This window comes from Chryseobacterium sp. SN22 (assembly GCF_008329705.1).
Taxonomy (GTDB): Bacteria; Bacteroidota; Bacteroidia; order Flavobacteriales; family Weeksellaceae; genus Chryseobacterium.
In genome coordinates this window covers 90880-113710 of the sequence record NZ_VTSX01000009.1, presented here as the reverse complement: position 1 = coordinate 113710, position 22831 = coordinate 90880, and the positions used below count along the sequence as shown (strand labels likewise).

The following is a 22831-nucleotide window of genomic DNA, read 5'->3' as shown; positions in this document are numbered from 1 at the left end:
CTGAAGAAAAAGGTAGATTGTAAACATTTTGAAATAAAAATAGCCCAAAGTAATAAAGTTCTACTAATTCAAAAGAATTTTGATTCTGCTCACAGTAGCATGCCTACTCGATAGTTGCAGCTTCCCTGATGTATACTTTAAATTCCAGAATCATAAAAGAGCGGGACAACTCCCTACTTTATGTAGGTTTAGAAGGTGTGAGTTCATAAGGGTTGGTTTAGTTTTTGTTTTTCATTAAATTTAGCAAAAATACTTTTACACCAAAAAATATTTAACAACCCTTATATAAAAAATAACGTCATGAAAAAGGTAATTTTAGTCGCAGTTTCTGGGGCTTTTCTCTCTATGGTAAGTTGTAAAAAAAGTGAAGGAGGCAATAAAGAAGTCATCAAATCGGAAAATTCCGAAACTTCAGTGGTGGATAACAACGGTAAAATAGATTCGGTAAGCACATTATCTTCCATGACGGACGTCAATGGCGAAAAGACGGAGAAAACCAGCAACATCTATAAAGCAACCGACGGAACTCTGGTAAAAGTAGTCTTTGAAACTACGCCGAAAGAAAGTACGCTTTCGATAAGAAACAACAATAAAACGTTTATTCTGAAGAAAACCGGAACCAGCGGTAATGAAACAACGTATATGAAAGATGATATGACGGCAAGAGTAACACAAGACAGTATTCATCTTATCCAGGGAAATAATATTATCGAGCTTAAAAAGACGAAAATATAAAGCAAAAAAAACCGTTCAGACTTCTGAACGGTTTTTCTTTTATATCTGATGAATATTATTCTTCAGTTTTTTCCTCTGTAGAATCAGCAGCTTCAGCCGTTGGCTCAGCAGCTTTTTCTTCTACAACAGGAGCTTCAGCAGCTACAGCTTCTTTTTTAGGAGCCGCAGATCTTCTGCTTCTTCTTGTCGTTTTCTTCTCTTCCGCATTCGGATTGTAAAGCTCGTTGAAGTCTACCAGTTCGATAAGAGCAGTATCAGCAGCATCACCTGGTCTGAATCCTGTTTTGATGATTCTTGTATAACCACCGTTTCTCTCAGCGATTTTCGGAGCTACCGTTCTGAACAATTCAGCAACGGCTTCTTTATTTTGAAGATATGAGAAAACAATTCTTCTGTTATGTGTAGTATCTTCTTTTGCTTTTGTTAACAGAGGCTCAACATATACTCTTAAAGCTTTAGCTTTAGCTACAGTAGTGTTGATTCTTTTATGCTCAATTAGAGAACAAGCCATATTAGAAAGTAATGCGCTTCTGTGAGAAGCCGTTCTTCCTAAGTGATTGAATTTTTTACCGTGTCTCATTATTAATTAATTATCAGCGTCTAATTTATATTTTGCAACGTCAAAACCGAAGTTAAGACCTTTTGAATGCACTAATTCTTCTAGTTCTGTCAAAGATTTTTTACCAAAATTTCTGAATTTCATCAAATCAGACTTACTGTAAGAAACCAGTTCTCCAAGAGTTTCCACTTCCGCCGCTTTCAGACAGTTCAGGGCTCTTACGGAAAGATCCATGTCTGCTAATTTAGACTTCAGGAGTTGTCTTGTGTGAAGAGTTTCTTCATCATATTGGATCGATGCTTTCACGGCTTCCGTTTCAAGGGTGATTCTCTCATCGGAGAACAGCATGAAGTGATAAATTAATATCTTGGAAGCTTCCGTTAAAGCATTCTGAGGACTGATAGATCCGTCAGTTTCGATATCTAATATAAGTTTTTCGTAGTCTGTTTTTTGCTCTACACGATAATTTTCAATGCTATACTGTACTTTCTTGATTGGCGTGAAAATAGAGTCGATGGCAATAGTACCTACGGGTGCATTGTTTGACTTATTTTGTTCAGAAGGCACATACCCTCTTCCTTTTTCTATGTTGAAAGTAATTTCGAAAGTTACATCATTGTTTAGGTTACAAATCACTAAATCCGGGTTCAATACCTCAAATCCGTTGATCGATTTTCCTAAATCTCCGGCAGTAATAATCGTCTGACCCGATACTTTGGCAACCACCTGCTCGTTCGTCTGGTTTTCTGCCGTAGCTTTTAATCTTACCTGCTTCAGGTTAAGAATAATTTCGGTAACATCTTCGATTACTCCCGGAATAGTTGAAAATTCGTGCTCTACACCTTCTATTTTGATAGATGAAATAGCGTATCCTTCCAGAGAAGAAAGCAACACTCTTCTCAAAGCATTACCGATTGTAAGCCCGAAACCTGGTTCTAGTGGTCTGAATTCAAACTGACCTCTAAAATCATCAGAGTTAAGTAAAATTACTTTATCGGGTTTTATGAATTGTAAAATTGCCATATTATTGGGTTGAGCAAAAATTTGATTAAAAAATTATTTAGAGTAAAGTTCGACGATAAGCTGTTCCTTGATGTCCTCCGGAATCTGGATTCTCTCAGGAGCAGAAACGAAAGTACCTTCTTTCTTCTCATCGTTGAATTGTAACCACTCATAATTTGCTTTTGAAGCCAATGCATTGGTAACTACTTCAAGAGATTTAGATTTTTCTCTTACGGCAATTACGTCACCAGCTTTTACCAAATATGAAGGAATGTTCAGGATTTCCCCGTTCACGGTGATGTGTCTGTGAGAAACCAATTGTCTTGCAGCAGATCTTGTTTTAGCAAAACCTAATCTGTATACTACGTTATCCAATCTTGATTCGCAAAGTTGCAAAAGAACTTCACCTGTTACACCTTTACTTCTGTGTGCTTTTTCGAATAGGTTAGCAAACTGTCTTTCTAAGATACCGTACGTATATTTAGCTTTTTGTTTTTCAGCTAACTGAACTGCGTATTCTGATTTTTTAGCACCTCTTCTTTTGTTAGGACCGTGTTGTCCTGGCGGTTGGTTTTTTCTTTTCTCGAAGTTTTTGTCATCTCCGTAGATTGCAGCACCAAACTTTCTAGCAATCTTAGTTTTAGGTCCAATATATCTTGCCATAATGGGTAAATTCTAAAAATTAAACTCTTCTTCTTTTTGGTGGTCTGCATCCATTGTGCGGCATTGGAGTTACATCAACGATTTCGCTAACTTCGATACCTGAATTGTGAATTGATCTGATGGCAGATTCTCTACCTGCACCCGGACCTTTTACAAACACCTTTACTCTTCTTAATCCCGCTTCGTGAGCTACAGCAGAGCAATTTTCAGCTGCCATCTGAGCAGCAAATGGAGTATTCTTTTTAGAACCTCTGAAACCCATTTTACCGGCAGAAGCCCAAGAGATAACCTCTCCGTTTTTATTTGTTAAAGAAATGATGATGTTATTGAAAGAAGCCTGAATATGCGCTTCGCCAATAGCTTCAACTTTTACTTTTCTTTTTTTAACTACTTTAGTTTGTTTTGCCATAATTCCTAACGATTATTTACTAGCTTTTTTCTTGTTAGCAACAGTTTTTCTCTTTCCTTTTCGGGTTCTAGAGTTGTTTTTCGTTCTCTGGCCTCTTAAAGGTAGTCCTAGTCTGTGACGTATTCCTCGTTGGCATCCTATGTCCATTAATCGCTTAATGTTCAATTGCACTTCAGATCTAAGTTCTCCTTCCACTTTAATGTTTTCGGAGATGTAGGTTCTGATGGCAGCCAATTCATCGTCATTCCATTCGTTGACTTTCTTGTCTTCGCTGATACCGGCAGCTTTAAGGATTTCAGAAGAAGTACTTCTTCCGACTCCGTAGATGTAAGTTAAACCGATAACACCTCTTTTGTTTTTTGGTAAATCAATACCTGAAATTCTCGCCATAATTTAATGTTAGCCTTGTCTTTGTTTAAATTTTGGGTTCTTTTTGTTGATTACGAACAGTACACCTTTTCTGCGTACGATCTTGCAATCAGCGCTTCTTTTTTTAATTGATGCTCTTACTTTCATTTTGTTTGATAGTATTTATTTTTTAACAACAGCCAAACGGAACGCGTGCTCCGTTTGGCATTGTTTTTAATATCTGAAGGTAATTCTCCCTTTCGATAAATCGTAAGGAGACATTTCCAGTTTCACCTTGTCTCCAGGTAAAAGTTTAATGTAATGCATTCGCATTTTACCGGAAATATGGGCGATAAGTATATGCCCATTTTCTAGCTCTACACGGAACTGGGCGTTGGAAAGTGCTTCCGTGATAACGCCGTCTTGTTCAATATGTTTTTGTTTCGCCATAAATTAATATCCAGTCGTTCTTGATAACTTAGACTGCATCAGCCCATCATAATGATGGTTCAGCAGATAAGTATTAATCTGTTGAACGGTATCTAAAATTACTCCTACCATAATCAATAGTGATGTTCCCCCGAAAAATAGGGCGAACGCGTCTGTCTGAACAAACGTTCCATGCACAATTGCCGGAAGGATTGCAAAGATAGACAAAAATATTGCACCCGGCAAGGTAATTTTTGATAAAATATCATCTAAATAATCAGCCGTTTCTTTCCCCGGTCTTACTTTGGGTACCAGACCTCCGTTTCTCTTCAAATCATCAGCCATCTGGTTCACCGGAATCGTAATTGCAGTATAGAAAAACGAGAAGATAATAATTAGTAGCGCGAACAATACGTTGTACTGCCAGCTAAAAACATTCTTGAAACCTGCAAGAAAAGTATTGGACTCATCTACTTTCGTCAATAAACCCGGAACGAACATCAATGCCTGGGCAAAGATGATCGGCATTACACCGGCTGCATTCACTTTCAATGGGATCCACTGTCTTGCTCCCTGCATGAGATTTCTGTTTACACCCCCTCTTGCCTGAGCTCTGCTTACATACTGGATCGGGATTTTTCTTACCGCAACGGATAACACCACTGCCAGAAGAACCACCAGCATCCAGAAGATTACTTCAATAAGGATCATGATTGATCCCATTCCCCCTTTTCCGTTCTGCACGGCCATTTCCTGTACGAACGCTTCCGGCAGTCTTGAAAGAATCCCCACCATAATCAGGATGGAGATACCGTTCCCGATACCTTTGTCGGTGATCTTCTCACCCAACCACATTGCGAACACTGAACCGGCAACCAGAATAACGATACTCGGCAGCCAGAACATGATGGAATTCGGCTCTACATAGTAGGCAGACTGGAACTGAGCATAAGGTAAAAACAGCTGAGTGATCGAGGTTAAGTAAGAAGGGGCCTGTACAAGACAAACGCCGATCGTTAACCATCTGGTGATCTGGTTCAGGGTATTTCTACCGGACTCTCCATCTTTCTGAAGCTTCTGAAGATAAGGAATAGCCATCCCCATCAACTGAACAATAATAGAAGCAGAAATATAAGGCATGATGCCTAACGCCATTACGGAAGCATGGCTGAAAGCCCCCCCCGTAAACGACGAAAGCAAGCCAAGGAGACCTGCTCCTTGCTTGTTACCGCCTTGATTTTTATAATGCTCTAAGAGATCCCCTACTTCTGCAAGGTTAATCGCAGGTAAAGAGATATAAGATGCGAATCTATACACAAGAATAATCCCTAAAGTGAAGATAATTTTATCCCGTAATTCTTTAAGGCTCCAAATATTTTTGAGTGTTTGTATAAATTCTTTCATTAGTGATTATTATAAGGTAATTGCTTTTCCACCTGCCTTAGAGATCAGCTCTTCAGCAGATTTAGTGAATTTGTCAGCAGAGATTGAAACCGCAGATTTCAATTCTCCTCTACCCATAATTTTCACTAGTTCGTTTTTCGTAATTAAACCGTTTTCAATCATCACCTCTCTTGTAATATCTCCGGAAATGGATTTATTTTCAATTAAAGTCTGGATGGTATCCAGGTTAATTCCTCTAAACTCTTTTCTGTTTACGTTTTTGAATCCGAATTTCGGTAATCTTCTTTGTAAAGGCATCTGACCTCCTTCAAAACCGATCTTCTGAGAATATCCGGCTCTTGCTTTCTGTCCTTTATGTCCTTTTGTAGAAGTACCCCCTTTTCCGCTACCTTGTCCTCTACCGATTCTTTTTGAATTGAAAGTAGATCCTGCAGCTGGCTTTATGTTGTTTAAATTCATTTTAAAATTATTTTAAAAATTATTTTTGAACTTCAAGTAAGTGACTAACTGCAGCTATCATTCCTAAGATAGAAGGCGTAGCTTCGTGTTCTACAACTTGGTGAAGTTTCTTAAATCCTAATGCTTCAAGCGTTCTCTTTTGGGTTTTTGTTCTTCCAATAGCGCTTCTTACTTGCTTTACTTTGATTGTTGCCATTGTTTTATATATTAACCGTTAAACACTTTACTTAGAGAAACTCCTCTCATTCTAGCGATTTCTTCAGGTCTTCTGATGTCCAATAACGCTTTGAAAGTAGCTTTCACCACGTTGTGAGGGTTAGAAGATCCTTTGGATTTTGAAAGGATATCGTGTACACCGGCAGACTCCAATACCGCTCTTACCGCACCACCGGCGATAAGTCCCGTACCGTGAGAAGCAGGTCTTAAGAAGATATCAGCACCACCATATCTGGCAGAAGTCTGGTGAGGAATGGTGTGGTTCATTACAGGAACTTTCACTAAGTTTTTCTTAGCATCTTCTACTGCCTTAGCAATAGCAGAAGCAACTTCCTTAGATTTCCCCAAACCGAAACCGATAGTTCCCGCTTCGTCTCCTACAACTACAATTGCAGAAAATCCGAAAGCTCTACCTCCTTTGGTTACTTTTGTTACTCTGTTAACAGCTACGAGACGATCTTTAAGTTCTAATCCTCCCGGTTTTACTCTTTCTATATTATCTAGTCCTAACATATTTCCGAAATTTAATGATTAGAATTTAAGTCCACCTTCTCTCGCACCGTCAGCAAGAGCTTTTACTCTTCCGTGGTATACGAATCCGTTTCTATCAAATACAATATTTTCGATTCCTGCAGCAATAGCTTTGGCAGCGATAGCCTTACCTACGGCAGCAGAAACTTCAGTCTTCGTTCCGTTTGCTTCAGCGCCTTTCTCTCTGGAAGAGGCAGAAGCCAGGGTTTTTCCACTGTTATCGTCGATTAACTGAGCGTAAATTTCCTTATTACTTTTGTATACAGATAATCTTGGCAATTCAGAAGATCCGGAGATTTTCCCTCTTACTCTTCTTTTGATTCTTATTCTTTTTTCTACTTTAGTTAATGCCATAATACTTATAATTTATTAAGCAGATTTACCAGCTTTACGTCTAACAATTTCTCCTACGAATCTTACCCCTTTTCCTTTGTACGGTTCAGGTTTTCTGAAAGAACGGATCTTTGCAGCTACCATCCCTAGAAGTTGGTTGTCGTGAGACGTTAAAGTAATAATTGGGTTTTTACCTTTTTCAGTCAATGTATCCACTTTCACTTCACCCGGAAGTTCCAATACGATACCGTGAGAGAATCCTAAAGCCAACTCAAGTTTCTGACCTGCGTGTGAAGCTCTGTATCCTACCCCTACTAATTCCAGTTTCTTTTCGAAACCTTGGTTTACACCAACAATCATGTTGTTGATCAGCGCTCTGTATAAACCGTGAAGCGCTTTGTGCTGTTTAGTATCAGATGGTCTGTTTACGTTCAGTTCCCCATCTTTTTGTTCAATAGTAATTCCTGCAGTAAGCTCCTGGGATAATTCTCCTTTAGGGCCTTTTACCGTTACTACACCGTTATTTTCGGTAATAGTAATTCCTGCTGGAACTGTTATAATTGCTTTACCAATTCTTGACATTTTCCTGTAATTAAAAATTAATAAACATAGCAGATTACTTCACCGCCTACTTTTTCTTCTCTAGCTTTCTTGTCCGTCATTACTCCTTTAGAAGTAGAGATGATAGAAATACCCAAACCGTTTAGTACTCTCGGAAGTTCAGTAGAACCTTTGTACTGTCTCAAACCTGGTCTAGAAGCTCTCTGGATAGACTTGATAGCTGGTTTGTTGGTTTGTTTGTCGTACTTTAAAGCGATTTTGATGTTACCTTGAACAGCGTTATCCTCAAACTTGTAGTTTAAGATATATCCCTGATCGAATAAAATCTTAGTAATCTCCTTTTTGATTTTTGATGCAGGAATTTCCACCACTTTGTGGCCTGCGCTTTGTGCGTTCCTTACTCTAGTTAGGAAATCTGAAATTGGATCTGTTACCATTTTTCTTTTATAAATTATTGGTTAAAGAACAATCAGTTTTGTTAAGACTTGAAGAGTAAAATATCAGACCTCAGAAATTTCGGTCTGATATTTTTATCTTTAGTTTCTGAACAACTTAATTGTTCCGATTTTTTTAGTAATAAATTACCAGCTTGCTTTTTTAACTCCCGGGATAAGACCGTTGTTTGCCATTTCTCTGAAAGTTACTCTGGAAATTCCGAACGTTCTCATGTATCCTCTTGGTCTTCCTGTTAATTTACATCTGTTGTGTAATCTTACAGGAGAAGCATTTTTAGGTAATTTCTGAAGTCCTTCATAATCACCAGCTTCTTTTAAAGCTTTTCTTTTATCAGCGTATTTAGCAACTAACGCTTCTCTTTTGCGCTCACGCGCTTTCATTGATTCTTTAGCCATTTCTTAGTTCTTTTTGAATGGTAAACCGAAGTGAGTTAATAATGCTTTAGCTTCTTTATCTGTTTTCGCTGTAGTAACGAAAGTGATGTCCATCCCCTGGATTTTTTTCACTTTGTCGATTACGATCTCAGGGAAGATGATCTGCTCGGTGATCCCTAAGTTGTAGTTTCCTCTACCGTCGAAACCATCAGCCTTGATTCCAGAGAAATCTCTGATTCGCGGCAATGCAGAAGAAGTAAGTCTGTCTAAGAATTCGTACATTTTGTGAGCTCTAAGAGTTACCTTAGCACCTACAGGCATACCTTTTCTTAATTTGAAAGCCGCTTCATCTTTCTTGGAGATTGTACCAACAGCCTTCTGGCCGGTGATGTTCGTTAATTCTTCAACAGCATAATCGATGATTTTTTTATCTGCAGTTGCATCCCCTAAACCTTGAGACAATACGATTTTCTCTAATCTAGGTACCTGCATTACAGATTTGTATCCGAATTCTTCCATCATTGCAGGAACAATCGTTTCTTTATATGCTTTTTTGGGTCTTGCTATATATTCCATGTGTTCTTAAAAATTATAAAGTTTCACCCGTTTTTTTGTTGATTCTAACCTTCTTATCTCCTTCGGTTTTGTAACCTACTTTGATGGCTTTTCCGTCTTTACCCACTAAAGCTACGTTTGAGATATGAATAGAAGCTTCTTTCTCAGTAATTCCTCCTTGAGGGTTGGAAGCTGAAGGCTTAACGTGTTTTTTAACGATGTTAAGTCCTGCAACAACTACTCTAGGGTCTTTCCCTTCTTTTTTGATCACTTCAATAACTTCACCGGTACCACCTTTAAGACCTTTCTTACCTGTAGTTACGATTACGTTATCTCCTCTTTTTATTTTTAACTTTGACATTTTTTTACAATTTTAAATATTAAAGTACTTCAGGAGCTAATGAAATGATTTTCATATATTCTTTGTCTCTCAACTCACGAGCAACCGGTCCGAAAACACGCGTTCCTCTCATTTCTCCCGCTGCGTTTAACAATACACAAGCATTGTCTTCAAATTTGATGTATGAACCATCTTTTCTTCTGACTGCTTTCTTTGTTCTTACTACGACAGCTTTAGATACCTGACCTTTCTTAGCGTTTCCTGATGGTGTAGAATCTTTGATAGTAACAACGATTTTATCACCAACTGAAGCATATCTTCTTCTGGTTCCTCCCAGAACTCTGATAACCAATACTTCTTTAGCACCTGTGTTATCAGCAACTTTTAATCTTGATTCTGTTTGTAACATTATTACTTAGCTTTTTCAATGATTCTTACTAGTCTCCATCTCTTGCTCTTGCTCATCGGTCTTGTTTCCTGGATCAGAACTGTATCTCCCTCTGTGCATTCGTTGTTTTCGTCGTGTGCAGTATATTTTTTCGTTTTCAAAACGAATTTACCGTACATCGGGTGCTTTACTCTTGTAGTTTCACTAACAACAATAGTTTTTTCCATTTTATTGCTGGAAACCACTCCGATTCTTTCTTTTCTTAAATTTCTATCCATTGTAAAATGAAATTATTGTTTGTTAGTTAACTCAGTGTTTAGTCTAGCGATTGTTTTTCTCAAATCTCTGATTTGGATCGGGTTTTCAACTGGGCTGATTGCATGAGCCAATTTCAATTTAGAATATTGAGCCTTTGCTTCAGTAAGTTGAGCTTGAATATCACCCGCGCTTAAATTTTTAATATCAGCTTTTTTCATTGTATTCAAAGATTAAAGAGGTTTAACGAAATCGTTAGCAACGATGAATTTGGTAACTACCGGTAATTTCTGTGCAGCAAGCCTAAGAGCTTCTTTGGCTACTTCGTAAGGAACCCCTCCGATTTCGAACATAATTTTACCAGGCTTTACTACAGCTACCCAATATTCCACGGCACCTTTACCTTTACCCATCCTTACTTCGGCTGGTTTCTTGGTAATCGGCTTATCCGGGAAGATTTTGATCCATAGTTGACCTTCTCTCTTCATATATCTTGTCGCAGCGATACGAGCAGCTTCAATTTGTCTTGCAGTGATCCAAGCACCTTCTGTCGCCTTAATCCCGAAAGTTCCATAAGCAAGTTGACTACCTCTCTGGGCATTCCCCTTCATTTTCATCTTATGAACTCTACGGAATTTGGTTCTTTTTGGTTGTAACATAATTTCTAAATTTTAGATTTTAGATTTTAGATTTTAGATTTTTTTTATTTTAAAAAAGTAACGGTAATTTAAAATTCAAAATTTCTATCTAAAATTTTTAATTATTATTGTTATTATTGTTGTTGTTTCTTCTAGGGCCTCTGTTGTCTCTTCGGTCTCCTCCTCTGTTATCCCTTCTGTCTCTGTCGCCTCCGGACTGACCTCCTTTTTTCTGCTGTCCCACTAATGGAGAAAGTTCTCTTTTACCGTAAACTTCCCCTTTCATGATCCAAACTTTAACGCCTAGTTTTCCGTACTGAGTCAATGCTTCACCGATATGGTAATCGATATCCGCCCTGAAAGTAGACAATGGAATTCTTCCGTCTTTGAAAGATTCTGATCTTGCCATTTCAGCACCGTTCAATCTACCTGAAATCTGAACCTTGATCCCTTCTGCACCCATTCTCATGGTACCGGCGATCGCCATTTTAACAGCTCTTCTGTAAGAAATCCTGTTTTCGATCTGCTTAGCAATGCTGTCAGCAACCAATACAGCGTCAAGCTCAGGTCTTTTGATTTCGAAGATGTTGATCTGAATATCCTTTTTAGTCAATTTTTTCAACTCTTCTTTCAGTTTATCAACTTCCTGACCTCCTTTACCGATGATAAGTCCCGGTCTGGCGGTAGTGATTGTAACTGTTACTAATTTTAATGTTCTTTCAATATAAATTCTTGAAATCCCGCCTTTAGATAATCTAGCTTCAAGGTATCTTCTGATTTTGTAGTCTTCCGCGATTCTGTCTCCATAATCGTTTCCGCCAAACCAGTTAGAATCCCATCCTCTGATGATACCTAATCTATTACCAATTGGATTTGTCTTCTGTCCCATACCTTGATTAATTTTCTTTTGTACCTAAGATTAGCGTAATGTGGTTCGATCTTTTTCTGATTCTGTACCCTCTTCCTTGTGGAGCAGGTCTCAGTCTCTTCAATTGTCTTGCACTGTCTACAAAAATTTCTTTAACGATAAGGTTGGCTTCTTCGATATCCGCACCTTCGTTTTTAGACTGCCAGTTTGCCATTGCAGAAAGAAGAACTTTCTCCAATTTGTTAGAAGCGTCTTTTTTAGAATATTTTAGAATATATAAAGCTTTATCTACTTCTACTCCTCTGATGATATCAGCTACCAATCTCATTTTTCTTGGAGAAGAAGGGCAATCATTATGTAATGCTTTTACTACATCCTGATTTGTTAATTTACGTGCTAATGCACTTTCTCTTTTTCTTGATCCCATGATTATCTGCTTCCTTTGTTTTTATTACCACCATGACCTCTGAAAGATCTTGTTGGAGAAAATTCGCCTAACTTGTGACCTACCATGTTTTCTGTAACGTAAACAGGGATAAAAGATTTCCCGTTGTGTACAGCAATAGTTTGTCCTACGAAGTCCGGAGAGATCATCGATGCTCTAGACCAAGTTTTGATAACAGTCTTCTTACCAGACTCAATATTTGCCTGAACCTTCTTATCTAAAGTATGATGAATGAACGGTCCTTTTTTAAGTGATCTTGCCATAATTATTTTCTTTTAGATACGATGTAACGGTTAGACACTTTGTTTTTCTTTCTTGTTTTGTAACCTTTAGACGGCATACCGTTTCTGGATCTTGGGTGACCTCCTGAAGAACGTCCTTCACCACCTCCCATTGGGTGATCTACCGGGTTCATTACAACCGCTCTTGTTCTTGGTCTTCTACCTAACCATCTGCTTCTACCAGCCTTACCGGATACCGTTAACTGGTGATCGGAGTTGGAAACTGAACCGATCATCGCCATACATTCCGTAAGGATCATTCTGGATTCTCCTGAAGGCAATTTGATGATGGCATATTTTCCGTCTCTTGAAGTAAGCTGAGCTGAAGAACCTGCGCTTCTTGCTAAAATAGCACCCTGACCAGGCTTCATTTCAACACAAGAAATTACAGTACCCAATGGAATGTTTTTCAATTTCATTGCGTTACCAACGTTCGGTTCCACGCTTTCACCTGAAACTACTTTCTGATCCACTTTGATACCGTTTGGAGCAATGATGTATCTCTTCTCTCCGTCTGCGTACTCTAATAAAGCGATAAATGCAGTTCTGTTTGGATCGTATTCTACAGATTTTACAGTGGCTTCAACGTTTGCTTTGTTTCTTTTGAAGTCAATAATTCTGTATTTCTTTTTGTGTCCACCTCCGGTGTAACGCATGGTCATTTTACCTGTTTGGTTACGTCCACCTGACTTTTTAATACCAACGGTTAGAGATTTCTCTGGTTTGTTGGTAGTAATTTCCTCAAAATTGTTTACAATTCTGAATCTCTGTCCCGGGGTGATAGGTTTTAATTTTCTAACAGACATTACTATTATTTATAATTATAATTAATTTACAGCAAAAATATCGATAACGTCACCTTCAACAAGTTTGATTACCGCTTTTTTCAATTTGTTCGTCTTTCCAACCTGAAGACCTTTTTTAGTGTATTTCGAAGAAACCTTCGGAGCATAAATCATTGTGTTAACGTCTGCTACTTTTACACCATAAGCTGCTTCCACAGCCTTTTTAATCTGGATTTTATTCGCCTTAGGATTTACTAAGAAAGAATAAGAACCTCTTAAATCCGTAAGGTAATTAGCCTTTTCTGAGATAACTGGTTTAATAATAATAGACATGATTTATTTCTTTAAATTTTCCTGGAATTTTTCAACTGCACCTTCGAAGAATACGATCTCACCTGCATTTACCAAATCGTAAGAGCTCACTTCATTGAAGTTCATTACTTTGGTTTTAGGTAAGTTTCTTGAAGACAAATACACATTCTTGTTAGCTTCAGGAAGAATGAACAAAGATTTTTTACCGTTCAGCGTTAATGCATCCAATAAAGTAATGAAATCTTTAGTCTTAGGAGCGTTTAAGCTCAAATCTTCTAAAACTCTGATGCTGTTGTCTCTCATTTTCTGAGATAAAACAGACTTCTTAGCCAATCTCTTAAGCGCTTTGTTCAATTTGAATCTGTAGTCTCTTGGCTTAGGACCGAATACTCTACCCCCACCTCTGAAAGTTGGAGATTTGATATCCCCGTATCTTGCAGAACCAGATCCTTTCTGCTTCTTAAGCTTTTTGGTAGAAGCGGTAATTTCGCTTCTTTCTTTTGCTTTATGAGTTCCTTGTCTCTGTGCGGCAAGGTACTGTTTCACTTCTAAGTAAACCGCGTGCTGATTTGGCTCAATTCCGAATACTGTTTCGTCTAGAGTTACTTTTCTTCCGGTCTCTTTTCCTGATGTATTTAATACTACTAGTTCCATTTTCTGATAATTACATAAGAATTTTTAGCTCCCGGAACAGCACCTTTTACTACTAAAAGATTTTGTTCTTGATCCACTTTTAACACCTGAAGGTTTTGTACAGTTACCTGCTTACCTCCCATTCTTCCAGCCATTCTCATCCCTTTGAATACTCTTGAAGGGTCTGAACCAGCACCGATAGAACCTGGAGCTCTAAGTCTGTTGTGCTGACCATGAGTTGCCTGCATTACACCTCCAAAGCCGTGTCTTTTAACAACACCCTGGAAGCCTTTACCTTTTGAAGTACCTGTTACGTCTACGAATTCTCCTTCGTTGAACAAGTCTACTTTTACTTCTTCTCCTACTTTTACTTCATCAACGAATTCTCTGTAGAATTCTACCAATTTAGCTTTAGGAGCAGAACCAGCCTTTTTGAAATGGCCAGCTAACGCTTTACCAACGTTCTTCTCACTCTTGTCATCGAAACCTAACTGAACTGACTTATAACCGTCTTTTTCAATGGTTCTGACCTGTAAAACCGAGCACGGACCAGCTTGGATAACTGTACAAGGAATGTTTTTTCCTTCTTCGTTAAACAAAGATGTCATACCGATTTTTTTACCAATAATACCTGACATTGTTTATATTATAATAAAATTTATCCTTTATTTATCATCATTTTCAGGAAGTCTGAAGTAATTTCTACGTTTGATATAGGCATACTACGCCCCTAAAATGAGAGTGCAAATTTATGAATAATTTTATAACTGACAAATATTTACAGCAAAATATTTTGATTTTTAATGATTTACATCAAAAAGAAAATTACAGAATCCCTTTTCTAATCTGACAGCCTAAAATTTTTCATTCTACACAATAAATTACAGCGCATGTATAACAAGCATTGCTTAGAATAAACCTCAAAATCATCCGATTTTTGATCATTAAAAAAAACGGTCTGTCTAAAGTAATCTGATATTCTGTAAATTATATAGCTATGGTTTCAGTTCAATAGGATTATTCCTTTTCTTTATTTTCTCCTTTACCTTGGCTTCGGCAGAAGGATCCAGTGTAAATCCGCTCCTGGAAATCTCTGAAACCAAATTCTCCTGGGAATTCCTAAGGGCTTTGTAAAAATCTGCTTTGGAAACTTTTCTTCCGTTGGACCTCTTTTCCGAAATCCACATGACAGATTTATGAGCCAGATTTTTATAACTTAACAACTCAAATTTATACTGTCTTCCGGAATCTTCCATTTCCACAATAAGCCCCGGCAGACCATAAAATTTATATGGTCCGTCTGAAATAGGAATATCATTGGTAAACCAGGCTTTGTAATCACGCCCTGCATAAGAAAGGACTGCAGCCTGGCATTTCAGGTTGCCAATATTTTTCTTTTCGTCTCTTATTTTCCATTTGAAATCAGGATTTTCTTCATAAACAAAATCATTTCTTATGATTCTATCGTAAAACAGGACCTGTTTCTTCACCGGGTCTTTGATGATCCGGTAGGTGAAATTGGTTTTGGGAATAGAGGTAAGATCAAGTTTTGAAATGCGGGTATTCGATCCGTTAGTTATTTCAGCCGTTACAGAATCTCTTTTGTAAGAATTCAGGCTCATAAATTGAGATCTGTCCTTACCGCGTTCCAGGATAAAATATTCTTCACCGATGTTTGCCTTATCCAGAGAATCTTTCTGGTGCGTCAGCAGATAGACATATCTTGATTCTACCTGATCCAGATCAACGTTTTTTTGTCCGTACATATTAGAAGCCATAAAAAAGAACAGCAGTACTGCTACGATGTCTCTATTCATATTTTCTTTTTTAAAAGACGAAAGAGGACCTAAATCCTCTTTCACCACTAATTTAATTAACATTTAAAAGTTTGTTGCCGGTTAATTACCGCAGTAAGCATCATCTGCCGCCAGAACAACGTCGATAATATCTCCTACTGTCTCACCACAAGCTACTCCGGTGACACCACAAGATAAAGTTACATCCACACACCCGTAAGCCTTTGCTTCAGTGGGTGCCTGTTGTTCTTCCGGTAAATTTTCTGTTTCTGCAATCGTGTTTGCACTCATGGTTCCGGCAACGGCGAACGCTGCCATGAAGACTAATTTTTTCATGATACTAATTTTTTGAATTTGATTTCACTAAAGTATGAATAATTATAATAGCAGACAAAAAAAATTAATGTTTTTCAAATAAAAATAAATTATTAAAGGTATACAATGGATTTATTTGAGATAAAACCACTAAAAACAACACGTCTTAGAATGAATCGTAAATACGCTGATGAGATAATAATTAAAGCTTATCGCCTTCTATCGGTAAATAAACATATGCATCTTCGGTAAATACTCCTTACTCTAATTAAACAAAGAGTAAATATGACCTACAGATCCTGATTGAACTTCAAATTACGGTGTGGTTTACGAAGCCTTTTTAAACTTAATCTCCGTGATTTTACGGTGTAATTTTTGCTTGAAAATTTTTATTTTTGAAGGAATAAAAAATGAGAAGACTATTACCTCTGCTTATTGCAGATCGAACCCATTCCATTTTCGTTTTTCCTGATCAAAGACATTTACTACACCTTATTAGCAATCACTGATACGGATCATTCATATTAAAGAAACCTTAATTCCCTGATGAAAATTTTACGTTTTCTTTTCATTCTGTTCCTTACTGTTTCCTGTAGCAAACCGCAGGAACACCGGTATACTTTCTATTACTGGAAAACCCATCTTTCCCTTGACCGTTCAGAAAAAGACGCCTTGCAAAAAGCATCTCTTCCTTATCTGTACACCAGGCTTTTTGATGTGGATAAAATGAGTGGAAAATTTCAGCCGGTTGGGGTGATTACCAGAAACAAGAGCTTCATCACCGGTAAACAGATTATTCCGACAGTTTTCATCACCAACCGGACATTCCTGAACATCACCCATGAGGAAACCAGATTCCTGGTGGAAAGCATCTACACTTTGATTGAGAAAAAGTCTTCGGAATATCATTTAAAAACAGGCAATGAAATTCAGATCGACTGTGACTGGACCGCCGGTACCCGCGACGATTATTTTAAATTTTTAAATGAATTAAAAAAGATTTCACGAAAATCCGTTACCTGCACGCTCCGGCTGCATCAGGTGAAAGATAAGAAGCAAATGGGTATTCCGCCGGTGGATAAGGTGTACCTGATGTGCTACTCCACCTCTTCCCCGCTGGAAGACTCAGACAAAAATTCAATCCTGGATGTGAATATTCTGAAGAGCTATCTTTCAAAAATTGAAGATTATCCGGTTAAAAGCATGGCGGTTGCATTACCGATTTATTCATGGGGCATTGTAACCAATCATTTGGGGAAGCACCGGCTGATTAACGCGCTCTCCGCAAAAGACCTGGAAAACCCATCCTTTAAAAAGATTTCCGATACGGAAGCCGAAGTCCTGAAAGACGGATTTTACTTCGGCCATTACCTGAATAAAGGATTCAGGGTTAAAGTGGAAGAAATTTCAGACGCGCAGCTTCAGGACGTCGTCGGTTTCCTTGAGAAAAAAATAAAGCCTTTCGATATTATTTATTATCAATTAGACCGTAAATTTGTTACAGGGCAGCCGTTTGATTTTTAAGTAATATTATGTCAAAATAAACATATGGCTGATCTTTCAGATAAAACCTATTAGATATAAACTAAAAAACACCATCATAAAATGAAAAAGTACTTGCTTTCACTTGCGGTTCTTTCGCTTTTCTATACGGAATCCCGCGCCTGCGCCTGGTCGGATCCGGATTATGAGTATTTCAATCTTTTTACCCAGAGCATTATCCGGGATAAATCCTACCTTCCTTTTCTGCACAGCTATTCCACAAGATTTTATTCGGATTTCAAGCCTTCGCAGATTCCGGATGACAATATCTACACCTGGAAAAAATTCTTTAACAACCAATTAAATTACGCAGAAACGGATTATCTGGTGAACAAGATGAACATCAGTGATTTGAATGCCCTTAAAAAAGGAAATCCATCCAACCAGTTACTGGTAAAGCTCGGTGCCGGTTTTTATCCGAAATACCGTGAGGCGGTCGATTACCTGATCGAAGCCAAGTACCTTGAGCCCTATATGAAGATCAACTACGTTGAGACCCAAGATTCCTTTTATTACAGGGAAAATGAAAGCGGCAAAAATGCAACCGAGCTGGATTACGGCAAAACAATTGCCGCCCTGACTTCTCTGTACAATGCGGCAAAAAATCCTGAAATCAAGCAGCGGTACGGTTATCAGCTGGTCCGTTTCAATCACTACACAAGAAATTACGATGCTGCGGTTCAGGCATTTAAAAATTATGTTGAACCGGTTAGGTTAAGAGGCTCTGCTTATTTCATGGCCTTGGATCAACTGGCGGGTGCACAACGTGGCCTGGATCTTAAAAGTGATGCCAACTGGAATTTTTTCCAGGTGTTCATGAACAGCAAAAACCGTAAGGAATCCGCTTTTGTATCGATGAAGCTTTCAGACACGGCTTCTTTTAATAATATCCTGAAAAGAGCAGGAACCAATCAGGAGAAAAACATGGCGTATTTCCTGTTGGGCTACGAAGATTTCAACAACCCGATCCCGACCATGGAAAAGATGTTTGAGATCGATCCGGATTCGGAAATCTTAAAAGTGATGGCTGTCCGGAGCATCAATGAGCTGGAGCGAAGCTATCTTCCGATTTATTATTATCAGGATACTGACGGAAACGCTTCCACCCAAACCGCCACTTCAGGTAAAGCACCGGATCAGGCGAAAGCCGCACCTGAAGAACCGAAAAAAGAAGAGCTTTCTTTCTGGCAGAAAATTGTCCGGTTTTTTAAAAATCTTTTCAGCAGCAAAAAAGATAAAAATTCACTGGAAAGCAAAGCCGACCAAAGCGACGATGAACTGCTGGACAACCCGAACCGGATTCCGGTATTCAGTAAAAACAACTATTGGTATGATGACAAAACCAAGGACTTTCTGGACGATCTGGAAAAATTCACCGGTAAAGCCAAAGAAAAATCCAAAGATGAATACTGGCAGATTGCCGATGCCTATTTAAAATTTTTAAAGAAAGATTATCAGGCCAGCACCGAGATCTTAAATGACATTACCACCACCAATCCGGAATACCAGGAACAGATCAAGAGAATGAAAATACTTAATGATATTGTTTCCCGGCCAAAGATTGATGCGGAATACGAAGATCATTTAATGACTGATTATGCTGAATACTTCGTTGATCAGCCGGAAGTAAAAAAAGACAGTACGGATACGGCGGATGATTATTATGGTGAAGTGCCTTCTACCAAAGACTTTCTGAAGGATGTTCTGGCCAACCGCTATTTCCTGCAGGGCGAAGACGGAAAATCTTTCCTGATGAACAATAAACTTTCCGATCTCCAGTACAATCCGAATTCAAGCCTGGTAAAAAGTGTGGAAGATTTCTACAGAAAACCCAGTAAGACAAAGTTTGAAGAACAGATCATTGCTAAAAACATTGATGATGTAGGAAACATCGATGCGTTTTTCGCTGTTATTTACGGAGACCGTGCTATGCGCCAGGCAGATTTTGAAAAGGCAAAATCGTATTATACAAAAGCCCAAGGCTTTAAAGGACTTCCAAGAACGGAATGGAATAATGACGCAAATAAAGTAACCCCGCTGCAATATCTGGCCAACACGTATAATGGGTTTACCAATATTTCAGATCTTGTCTTTGGACATAATGTGTGGGAAAGCTTCCAGAGTACGCCTGAGGAAAGTATGAAAAGAGAGGATTATTCCCAATTTCCTTTTATCAAACCCTCTATGAATAAACTGGAGCTGGCAGATGCTTTGCTTCAGCTTAAAAGGATTGGCTCCGGAAAAGATGCAAAGGCGGCGACCGCCAACCAGCTGATCGGAAACCTTCTGTACAATACTTCGATCTTAGGTTATTACCGTCAGCTTTTTGTGATGGATATTGACAATACGAATGGTGGAAAATATGATTTCTGGAGCACGGAACGTAAAAACCCATATCAGTATTATTACAAAAACTTCCCGGACCGAACCTACATCGAGCCGGATAATTTTGATCTTGCCATCGGCTATTACAAAAAAGCCTTCGACCTTTCCGCAAACCGGGAACAGAAAGCAAGGGCTCTTTTCCAGATGGCCAGTGCAGAACAGGGCAAGTATTACCAATACGAAGCAAAACACCCTTCTGCCATCGATTACTCGGATCCGAAATACAGTGAGAAAAGTGATGCTTATCAAAAGCAGCTGGATCAGATCAAAAACCAGAAGTACAGAACGAACTTCGCCTTACTGAAAAGCCAATATGCCGATACGGAGACCGCAAAAGACCTGATGGGAAGCTGTTCTTATTTTGGGTATTTTATGAGATAAGTTAAAAGGAATCAAAATTTTGATTCCTTTTTTTCTTGCTCTTCAAGCCATTTATCATGGTGCCTCCTAAAGATTTCATCTTTGTAATCCTGGTTGCGCTGCGCGGCATCGATAGAATGGGAAGCATGGATATCTTCATCCTCTTCAGCAAAATCGGCAAGCTTTTCATAATACTTGTGAAGCTGATCGAGTTCCTTTTCGGTAAGGTCTTCAATATCCACAATTCTGTTACTGGCCTTTTCGTGGGCGGCAATAAGCTCGTTCAGTTTGATCTGTATGGCTTTGGAATCTTTATTCTGCGCTTTCTGGATTAAGAAAACCATCAGGAAAGTGATGATGGTTGTTCCGGTATTAATGACCAATTGCCAGGTTTCGGAATATTTAAATACCGGTCCTGAAGCAGCCCAAAGGATTACAATTAGGGTGGCGCCGATAAAAGCGGCGGAACTGCCTGTAAATTTTGTTGACCAGTTGGAAAACTTTTCAAAGATATTTTTGTTTTTTGCTGACATCTGTATTCATTTTTTTGCACAGGAACAGCATCAAAAACTCCGCCGGAAATGTGGTACAGCACAATTATTATTTTACCGGATAACGGATAATCTTATCCAATTCCAGAGGGTTGTTATTTTTCCTGATGTTTTTCTGCATCATGTCCGATAATTCTTTCAGCTGCTCAGGTCTCTTTACTTCAATTCCCATCACCATAAAACGGGCATCCGGATTGATGTTGTTTTTATAATGTTCTTTGAATTGACGGAGCGGATCGTTGTAATAATCAAGCATCATTTTCCGCACTCTGGATTCATTGATTTTTACAGGTTTCTGGCCACCAAGATTTTCAAGGATGCTCAGGGTCTCATAGGTCTTAGGTAACTTATAGCTTTTTACCAGAGAAAATTTAAAGTTGTCTTTATCATCATAAATCTCAAAGACCATCCCGGGCAGCCCTCTGAATTTGTAAGGCCCCTCGCTTAAAGCAATGTCTTTCGTAAACCATGCCGTCCAGTTTCTGCCCCCGTATCGGGTAGTGGCTTTCTGTACATTGTATCCGCCGATGGTCTTTATCTCATCGGTCAGGTTCCAGGTTATCTTATCGTCCGTGTCGACAACAAACATATTCTGGATCATCATGTAATTGGAATTCAGTGTAGAATTTTTCTTGCGGATAAGAGCCGGGGTATCGTCCCAGATCACATTACTTTCTCCCCTTGTTTTGTTGACAGAATCCGTGACAACAAAATCGTAATTGTAAAACTTAACATCTTCCGGATTGACATCGAGCACCATGCTTACTTTTCTTTTCTCTGCGGAAGCAGAATCCATCTTAAAATGATATTCATAAATGAACCGGTGGGTTTGGGCGGTCATGCATAAGCTGAACAGAATTATCAGCAACAGGAATTTTTTCATAGTATAATTTTTAGCAAAGATACACATTAAACAGAACCTTGCAATACATAATACTAAATTTAACCATTTATCTGCAGTATAAATGATAGGACGGTGACTATTTTTTTATTTCAGGATAGCGTACAGCTTTATCAATCTCAATGGGATTGTTGTACTTTTTAATTCTTTGCCGTTCTTCAATACTGTATTGCCTGAGTTCTTCAGGCTTATAAATAATCCGGCCGTCATCCAGCCCCAGTTTATGGTCTTCGTTGATTTCAATCTGACTACTGTTTATAAATTTCAGCGGATCCCGGTAATGGCTTAAAAGCATCGACTGGTATTTGGAATAAGGAATATCGACACCCCGCCCTTTTGCGTTTTTATACATACTGTTGAGTTGGGTATCAGCAAAATTCTGTGATTTGTTTAGGGTAAAATGGTAATTCTCTTTATCGTCATACATTTCTATGATCATCCCGGGCAATCCGTGAAATTTGTAAGGGCCTTCCTGAAAAGGAAATTCTTTCGAAAACCAGGCCGTCCAGTTCCTTCTTCCAAATCTGGCAGTTGCTTTTTGCAGCTGCAGTGAAGCGGAAACTTTGGTTTCTTTTTCTATTTTCCAGGTAATTTTGGGATTATCTTTTAGCTGGTAAAGATCGAAACCCTGAAAGGTAAATAGCGTATACTGTCCGGTCTTCAAGTTCTTACTCAGAAGATCACTCAGCTTCCCATCAAACATTCTCATGCCCGTAGCTTTTTCGATTGAATCACTAACGAAAAAAGACCTTTCGTAATAAAAGGTTTCTTCAGGATTGATATCCAGATAGTAGTTTGTTTTTCGTACCTCTGCCGATGTAGAATCGGGACGGTACATCAGGTCATAAATAAAGCGGTGGGTCTGCGCATTTAATGTGATACTGATCATAACCAGTAATAACAAGAGTTTTTTCATCGTAATAATTTTTACGAATATACAGATAAAATAAGACTCTGAAATTTTTTGTCTGTGTTACAAAATAAAAATAGACTGCCAAAATC

36 protein-coding genes are annotated in these 22831 nt (G+C 38.5%); 3 read left to right on the top strand and 33 right to left on the bottom strand.

Going from position 1 to position 22831, the window contains the following annotated elements:
* Positions 1-300 precede the first annotated feature (300 nt).
* The gene (locus tag FY557_RS07905; RefSeq protein WP_149246721.1) at positions 301-735 is read left to right on the top strand and encodes a hypothetical protein; all 435 of its coding nucleotides are present in this window, start codon (positions 301-303) and stop codon (positions 733-735) included.
* Between the two features lie 55 nt (positions 736-790).
* On the opposite strand, the gene rplQ is transcribed toward FY557_RS07905, so the two are convergent.
* The 30 genes from rplQ to FY557_RS07755 form a co-directional block, all read right to left on the bottom strand.
* Complete coding sequence (rplQ, locus tag FY557_RS07900) at positions 791-1315, bottom strand: 50S ribosomal protein L17 (RefSeq protein WP_149246720.1); 525 nt, start codon at positions 1313-1315, stop codon at positions 791-793.
* Positions 1316-1321: 6 nt separating this feature from the next.
* Positions 1322-2317 carry a DNA-directed RNA polymerase subunit alpha gene (locus tag FY557_RS07895; RefSeq protein ID WP_149246719.1) on the bottom strand — a complete coding sequence of 332 codons (996 nt, stop codon included), beginning with the start codon at positions 2315-2317 and terminating at the stop codon, positions 1322-1324.
* A gap of 33 nt (positions 2318-2350) precedes the next feature.
* Positions 2351-2959 (bottom strand): 30S ribosomal protein S4, encoded by a 609-nt coding sequence (gene rpsD / locus FY557_RS07890; RefSeq protein WP_027381319.1) that lies wholly within the window; start codon positions 2957-2959, stop codon positions 2351-2353.
* 19 nt (positions 2960-2978) lie between these two features.
* On the bottom strand, positions 2979-3368 hold the full coding sequence (gene rpsK, locus FY557_RS07885; RefSeq protein ID WP_034694697.1) for a 30S ribosomal protein S11: 390 nt from the start codon (positions 3366-3368) through the stop codon (positions 2979-2981).
* 12 nt (positions 3369-3380) lie between these two features.
* On the bottom strand, positions 3381-3758 hold the full coding sequence (gene rpsM / locus FY557_RS07880) for a 30S ribosomal protein S13 (RefSeq protein ID WP_034678036.1): 378 nt from the start codon (positions 3756-3758) through the stop codon (positions 3381-3383).
* A gap of 9 nt (positions 3759-3767) precedes the next feature.
* Positions 3768-3884 (bottom strand): 50S ribosomal protein L36, encoded by a 117-nt coding sequence (gene rpmJ, locus FY557_RS07875; RefSeq protein ID WP_007839480.1) that lies wholly within the window; start codon positions 3882-3884, stop codon positions 3768-3770.
* A gap of 66 nt (positions 3885-3950) precedes the next feature.
* Positions 3951-4166, bottom strand: a complete 216-nt coding sequence (gene infA, locus FY557_RS07870; protein WP_027381317.1) for a translation initiation factor IF-1 — start codon at positions 4164-4166, stop codon at positions 3951-3953.
* A 3-nt stretch (positions 4167-4169) separates the two neighbouring features.
* Positions 4170-5549 (bottom strand): preprotein translocase subunit SecY, encoded by a 1380-nt coding sequence (secY, locus tag FY557_RS07865; protein ID WP_146939925.1) that lies wholly within the window; start codon positions 5547-5549, stop codon positions 4170-4172.
* Between the two features lie 9 nt (positions 5550-5558).
* Positions 5559-6008, bottom strand: a complete 450-nt coding sequence (gene rplO, locus FY557_RS07860; protein ID WP_149246718.1) for a 50S ribosomal protein L15 — start codon at positions 6006-6008, stop codon at positions 5559-5561.
* Between the two features lie 19 nt (positions 6009-6027).
* Complete coding sequence (gene rpmD / locus FY557_RS07855) at positions 6028-6204, bottom strand: 50S ribosomal protein L30 (protein WP_007839493.1); 177 nt, start codon at positions 6202-6204, stop codon at positions 6028-6030.
* Between the two features lie 11 nt (positions 6205-6215).
* Positions 6216-6737, bottom strand: coding sequence for a 30S ribosomal protein S5 (rpsE, locus tag FY557_RS07850; RefSeq protein ID WP_149246717.1), 522 nt, complete (start codon positions 6735-6737; stop codon positions 6216-6218).
* Positions 6738-6755: 18 nt separating this feature from the next.
* Positions 6756-7109: a 50S ribosomal protein L18 gene (rplR, locus tag FY557_RS07845; protein WP_149246716.1), complete on the bottom strand. Its 354-nt coding sequence runs from the start codon at positions 7107-7109 to the stop codon at positions 6756-6758.
* Between the two features lie 15 nt (positions 7110-7124).
* Entirely contained in the window at positions 7125-7670 is a 546-nt protein-coding gene (rplF, locus tag FY557_RS07840) for a 50S ribosomal protein L6 (protein WP_149246715.1), read from the bottom strand.
* Positions 7671-7687: 17 nt separating this feature from the next.
* Positions 7688-8086 (bottom strand): 30S ribosomal protein S8, encoded by a 399-nt coding sequence (gene rpsH / locus FY557_RS07835; protein WP_149246714.1) that lies wholly within the window; start codon positions 8084-8086, stop codon positions 7688-7690.
* A 144-nt stretch (positions 8087-8230) separates the two neighbouring features.
* Positions 8231-8500 carry a 30S ribosomal protein S14 gene (gene rpsN / locus FY557_RS07830; RefSeq protein ID WP_027387207.1) on the bottom strand — a complete coding sequence of 90 codons (270 nt, stop codon included), beginning with the start codon at positions 8498-8500 and terminating at the stop codon, positions 8231-8233.
* A 3-nt stretch (positions 8501-8503) separates the two neighbouring features.
* Positions 8504-9055 carry a 50S ribosomal protein L5 gene (gene rplE, locus FY557_RS07825; protein ID WP_146939921.1) on the bottom strand — a complete coding sequence of 184 codons (552 nt, stop codon included), beginning with the start codon at positions 9053-9055 and terminating at the stop codon, positions 8504-8506.
* Between the two features lie 13 nt (positions 9056-9068).
* Complete coding sequence (gene rplX / locus FY557_RS07820; RefSeq protein ID WP_146939920.1) at positions 9069-9395, bottom strand: 50S ribosomal protein L24; 327 nt, start codon at positions 9393-9395, stop codon at positions 9069-9071.
* Positions 9396-9414: 19 nt separating this feature from the next.
* A complete protein-coding gene (rplN, locus tag FY557_RS07815) occupies positions 9415-9783 on the bottom strand; it encodes a 50S ribosomal protein L14 (RefSeq protein WP_007839504.1) in 369 nt (122 codons plus the stop codon).
* A gap of 2 nt (positions 9784-9785) precedes the next feature.
* Positions 9786-10040, bottom strand: coding sequence for a 30S ribosomal protein S17 (gene rpsQ, locus FY557_RS07810; RefSeq protein WP_027387210.1), 255 nt, complete (start codon positions 10038-10040; stop codon positions 9786-9788).
* A gap of 12 nt (positions 10041-10052) precedes the next feature.
* Positions 10053-10238: a 50S ribosomal protein L29 gene (gene rpmC, locus FY557_RS07805; protein ID WP_089793291.1), complete on the bottom strand. Its 186-nt coding sequence runs from the start codon at positions 10236-10238 to the stop codon at positions 10053-10055.
* A gap of 12 nt (positions 10239-10250) precedes the next feature.
* Positions 10251-10676, bottom strand: a complete 426-nt coding sequence (rplP, locus tag FY557_RS07800; protein ID WP_149246713.1) for a 50S ribosomal protein L16 — start codon at positions 10674-10676, stop codon at positions 10251-10253.
* 97 nt (positions 10677-10773) lie between these two features.
* A complete protein-coding gene (gene rpsC, locus FY557_RS07795; RefSeq protein WP_149246712.1) occupies positions 10774-11544 on the bottom strand; it encodes a 30S ribosomal protein S3 in 771 nt (256 codons plus the stop codon).
* Between the two features lie 7 nt (positions 11545-11551).
* Positions 11552-11950 carry a 50S ribosomal protein L22 gene (gene rplV / locus FY557_RS07790; protein WP_055987504.1) on the bottom strand — a complete coding sequence of 133 codons (399 nt, stop codon included), beginning with the start codon at positions 11948-11950 and terminating at the stop codon, positions 11552-11554.
* A gap of 2 nt (positions 11951-11952) precedes the next feature.
* Complete coding sequence (gene rpsS, locus FY557_RS07785) at positions 11953-12231, bottom strand: 30S ribosomal protein S19 (protein ID WP_002983209.1); 279 nt, start codon at positions 12229-12231, stop codon at positions 11953-11955.
* A gap of 2 nt (positions 12232-12233) precedes the next feature.
* Entirely contained in the window at positions 12234-13055 is an 822-nt protein-coding gene (gene rplB, locus FY557_RS07780) for a 50S ribosomal protein L2 (protein ID WP_034678013.1), read from the bottom strand.
* Between the two features lie 21 nt (positions 13056-13076).
* Positions 13077-13367, bottom strand: coding sequence for a 50S ribosomal protein L23 (gene rplW, locus FY557_RS07775; protein ID WP_055987507.1), 291 nt, complete (start codon positions 13365-13367; stop codon positions 13077-13079).
* Between the two features lie 3 nt (positions 13368-13370).
* Entirely contained in the window at positions 13371-14000 is a 630-nt protein-coding gene (gene rplD, locus FY557_RS07770; RefSeq protein WP_149246711.1) for a 50S ribosomal protein L4, read from the bottom strand.
* Entirely contained in the window at positions 13991-14617 is a 627-nt protein-coding gene (gene rplC / locus FY557_RS07765; protein ID WP_042720943.1) for a 50S ribosomal protein L3, read from the bottom strand. The genes rplD and rplC overlap by 10 nt, the downstream gene beginning before the upstream one ends.
* Before the next feature lie 357 nt (positions 14618-14974).
* Positions 14975-15796: a GLPGLI family protein gene (locus FY557_RS07760; protein ID WP_185151680.1), complete on the bottom strand. Its 822-nt coding sequence runs from the start codon at positions 15794-15796 to the stop codon at positions 14975-14977.
* Positions 15797-15877: 81 nt separating this feature from the next.
* On the bottom strand, positions 15878-16093 hold the full coding sequence (locus FY557_RS07755) for a hypothetical protein (protein ID WP_149246709.1): 216 nt from the start codon (positions 16091-16093) through the stop codon (positions 15878-15880).
* Between the two features lie 543 nt (positions 16094-16636).
* Between FY557_RS07755 and FY557_RS07750 the strand changes: the two genes are divergently transcribed.
* Both FY557_RS07750 and FY557_RS07745 read left to right on the top strand, forming a co-directional pair.
* A complete protein-coding gene (locus FY557_RS07750; protein ID WP_149246708.1) occupies positions 16637-17614 on the top strand; it encodes a hypothetical protein in 978 nt (325 codons plus the stop codon).
* An 81-nt stretch (positions 17615-17695) separates the two neighbouring features.
* Positions 17696-20398 (top strand): hypothetical protein, encoded by a 2703-nt coding sequence (locus FY557_RS07745; protein ID WP_149246707.1) that lies wholly within the window; start codon positions 17696-17698, stop codon positions 20396-20398.
* Positions 20399-20409: 11 nt separating this feature from the next.
* On the opposite strand, the gene FY557_RS07740 is transcribed toward FY557_RS07745, so the two are convergent.
* From FY557_RS07740 to FY557_RS07730, 3 genes are all read right to left on the bottom strand, one after another.
* The gene (locus FY557_RS07740) at positions 20410-20910 is read right to left on the bottom strand and encodes a low affinity iron permease family protein (protein WP_149246706.1); all 501 of its coding nucleotides are present in this window, start codon (positions 20908-20910) and stop codon (positions 20410-20412) included.
* 67 nt (positions 20911-20977) lie between these two features.
* On the bottom strand, positions 20978-21811 hold the full coding sequence (locus FY557_RS07735) for a GLPGLI family protein (protein ID WP_149246705.1): 834 nt from the start codon (positions 21809-21811) through the stop codon (positions 20978-20980).
* A 97-nt stretch (positions 21812-21908) separates the two neighbouring features.
* Positions 21909-22745: a GLPGLI family protein gene (locus tag FY557_RS07730; protein ID WP_149246704.1), complete on the bottom strand. Its 837-nt coding sequence runs from the start codon at positions 22743-22745 to the stop codon at positions 21909-21911.
* Between the last annotated feature and the right edge of the window lie 86 nt (positions 22746-22831).

Bases quoted from the DNA above. Each gene is read 5' to 3' on its own strand.
- FY557_RS07735 (WP_149246705.1), bottom strand. From the start codon at position 21,811: ATGAAAAAATTCCTGTTGCTGATAATTCTGTTCAGCTTATGCATGACC.
- rplD (WP_149246711.1), bottom strand. From the start codon at position 14,000: ATGGAACTAGTAGTATTAAATACATCAGGAAAAGAGACCGGAAGAAAA.
- rplB (WP_034678013.1), bottom strand. From the start codon at position 13,055: ATGTCTGTTAGAAAATTAAAACCTATCACCCCGGGACAGAGATTCAGA.
- rpsQ (WP_027387210.1), bottom strand. From the start codon at position 10,040: ATGGATAGAAATTTAAGAAAAGAAAGAATCGGAGTGGTTTCCAGCAAT.
- FY557_RS07755 (WP_149246709.1), bottom strand. From the start codon at position 16,093: ATGGCAGCGTTCGCCGTTGCCGGAACCATGAGTGCAAACACGATTGCA.
- rpsN (WP_027387207.1), bottom strand. From the start codon at position 8,500: ATGGCTAAAGAATCAATGAAAGCGCGTGAGCGCAAAAGAGAAGCGTTA.
- rplV (WP_055987504.1), bottom strand. From the start codon at position 11,950: ATGGGATCAAGAAAAAGAGAAAGTGCATTAGCACGTAAATTAACAAAT.
- rplR (WP_149246716.1), bottom strand. From the start codon at position 7,109: ATGGCATTAACTAAAGTAGAAAAAAGAATAAGAATCAAAAGAAGAGTA.
- rplN (WP_007839504.1), bottom strand. From the start codon at position 9,783: ATGTTACAAACAGAATCAAGATTAAAAGTTGCTGATAACACAGGTGCT.
- rpmC (WP_089793291.1), bottom strand. From the start codon at position 10,238: ATGAAAAAAGCTGATATTAAAAATTTAAGCGCGGGTGATATTCAAGCT.
- rpsM (WP_034678036.1), bottom strand. From the start codon at position 3,758: ATGGCGAGAATTTCAGGTATTGATTTACCAAAAAACAAAAGAGGTGTT.
- secY (WP_146939925.1), bottom strand. From the start codon at position 5,549: ATGAAAGAATTTATACAAACACTCAAAAATATTTGGAGCCTTAAAGAA.
- FY557_RS07740 (WP_149246706.1), bottom strand. From the start codon at position 20,910: ATGTCAGCAAAAAACAAAAATATCTTTGAAAAGTTTTCCAACTGGTCA.
- rplX (WP_146939920.1), bottom strand. From the start codon at position 9,395: ATGTCAAAGTTAAAAATAAAAAGAGGAGATAACGTAATCGTAACTACA.
- FY557_RS07750 (WP_149246708.1), top strand. From the start codon at position 16,637: ATGAAAATTTTACGTTTTCTTTTCATTCTGTTCCTTACTGTTTCCTGT.
- rpsE (WP_149246717.1), bottom strand. From the start codon at position 6,737: ATGTTAGGACTAGATAATATAGAAAGAGTAAAACCGGGAGGATTAGAA.
- rplW (WP_055987507.1), bottom strand. From the start codon at position 13,367: ATGTCTATTATTATTAAACCAGTTATCTCAGAAAAGGCTAATTACCTT.
- infA (WP_027381317.1), bottom strand. From the start codon at position 4,166: ATGGCGAAACAAAAACATATTGAACAAGACGGCGTTATCACGGAAGCA.
- rplQ (WP_149246720.1), bottom strand. From the start codon at position 1,315: ATGAGACACGGTAAAAAATTCAATCACTTAGGAAGAACGGCTTCTCAC.
- rpsK (WP_034694697.1), bottom strand. From the start codon at position 3,368: ATGGCAAAACAAACTAAAGTAGTTAAAAAAAGAAAAGTAAAAGTTGAA.
- FY557_RS07745 (WP_149246707.1), top strand. From the start codon at position 17,696: ATGAAAAAGTACTTGCTTTCACTTGCGGTTCTTTCGCTTTTCTATACG.
- rplP (WP_149246713.1), bottom strand. From the start codon at position 10,676: ATGTTACAACCAAAAAGAACCAAATTCCGTAGAGTTCATAAGATGAAA.
- rpsD (WP_027381319.1), bottom strand. From the start codon at position 2,959: ATGGCAAGATATATTGGACCTAAAACTAAGATTGCTAGAAAGTTTGGT.
- rpmJ (WP_007839480.1), bottom strand. From the start codon at position 3,884: ATGAAAGTAAGAGCATCAATTAAAAAAAGAAGCGCTGATTGCAAGATC.
- FY557_RS07905 (WP_149246721.1), top strand. From the start codon at position 301: ATGAAAAAGGTAATTTTAGTCGCAGTTTCTGGGGCTTTTCTCTCTATG.
- rplF (WP_149246715.1), bottom strand. From the start codon at position 7,670: ATGTCAAGAATTGGTAAAGCAATTATAACAGTTCCAGCAGGAATTACT.
- FY557_RS07730 (WP_149246704.1), bottom strand. From the start codon at position 22,745: ATGAAAAAACTCTTGTTATTACTGGTTATGATCAGTATCACATTAAAT.
- rplC (WP_042720943.1), bottom strand. From the start codon at position 14,617: ATGTCAGGTATTATTGGTAAAAAAATCGGTATGACATCTTTGTTTAAC.
- FY557_RS07760 (WP_185151680.1), bottom strand. From the start codon at position 15,796: ATGAATAGAGACATCGTAGCAGTACTGCTGTTCTTTTTTATGGCTTCT.
- rplO (WP_149246718.1), bottom strand. From the start codon at position 6,008: ATGAATTTAAACAACATAAAGCCAGCTGCAGGATCTACTTTCAATTCA.
- rpsC (WP_149246712.1), bottom strand. From the start codon at position 11,544: ATGGGACAGAAGACAAATCCAATTGGTAATAGATTAGGTATCATCAGA.
- rplE (WP_146939921.1), bottom strand. From the start codon at position 9,055: ATGGAATATATAGCAAGACCCAAAAAAGCATATAAAGAAACGATTGTT.
- rpsS (WP_002983209.1), bottom strand. From the start codon at position 12,231: ATGGCAAGATCACTTAAAAAAGGACCGTTCATTCATCATACTTTAGAT.
- rpmD (WP_007839493.1), bottom strand. From the start codon at position 6,204: ATGGCAACAATCAAAGTAAAGCAAGTAAGAAGCGCTATTGGAAGAACA.
- FY557_RS07895 (WP_149246719.1), bottom strand. From the start codon at position 2,317: ATGGCAATTTTACAATTCATAAAACCCGATAAAGTAATTTTACTTAAC.
- rpsH (WP_149246714.1), bottom strand. From the start codon at position 8,086: ATGGTAACAGATCCAATTTCAGATTTCCTAACTAGAGTAAGGAACGCA.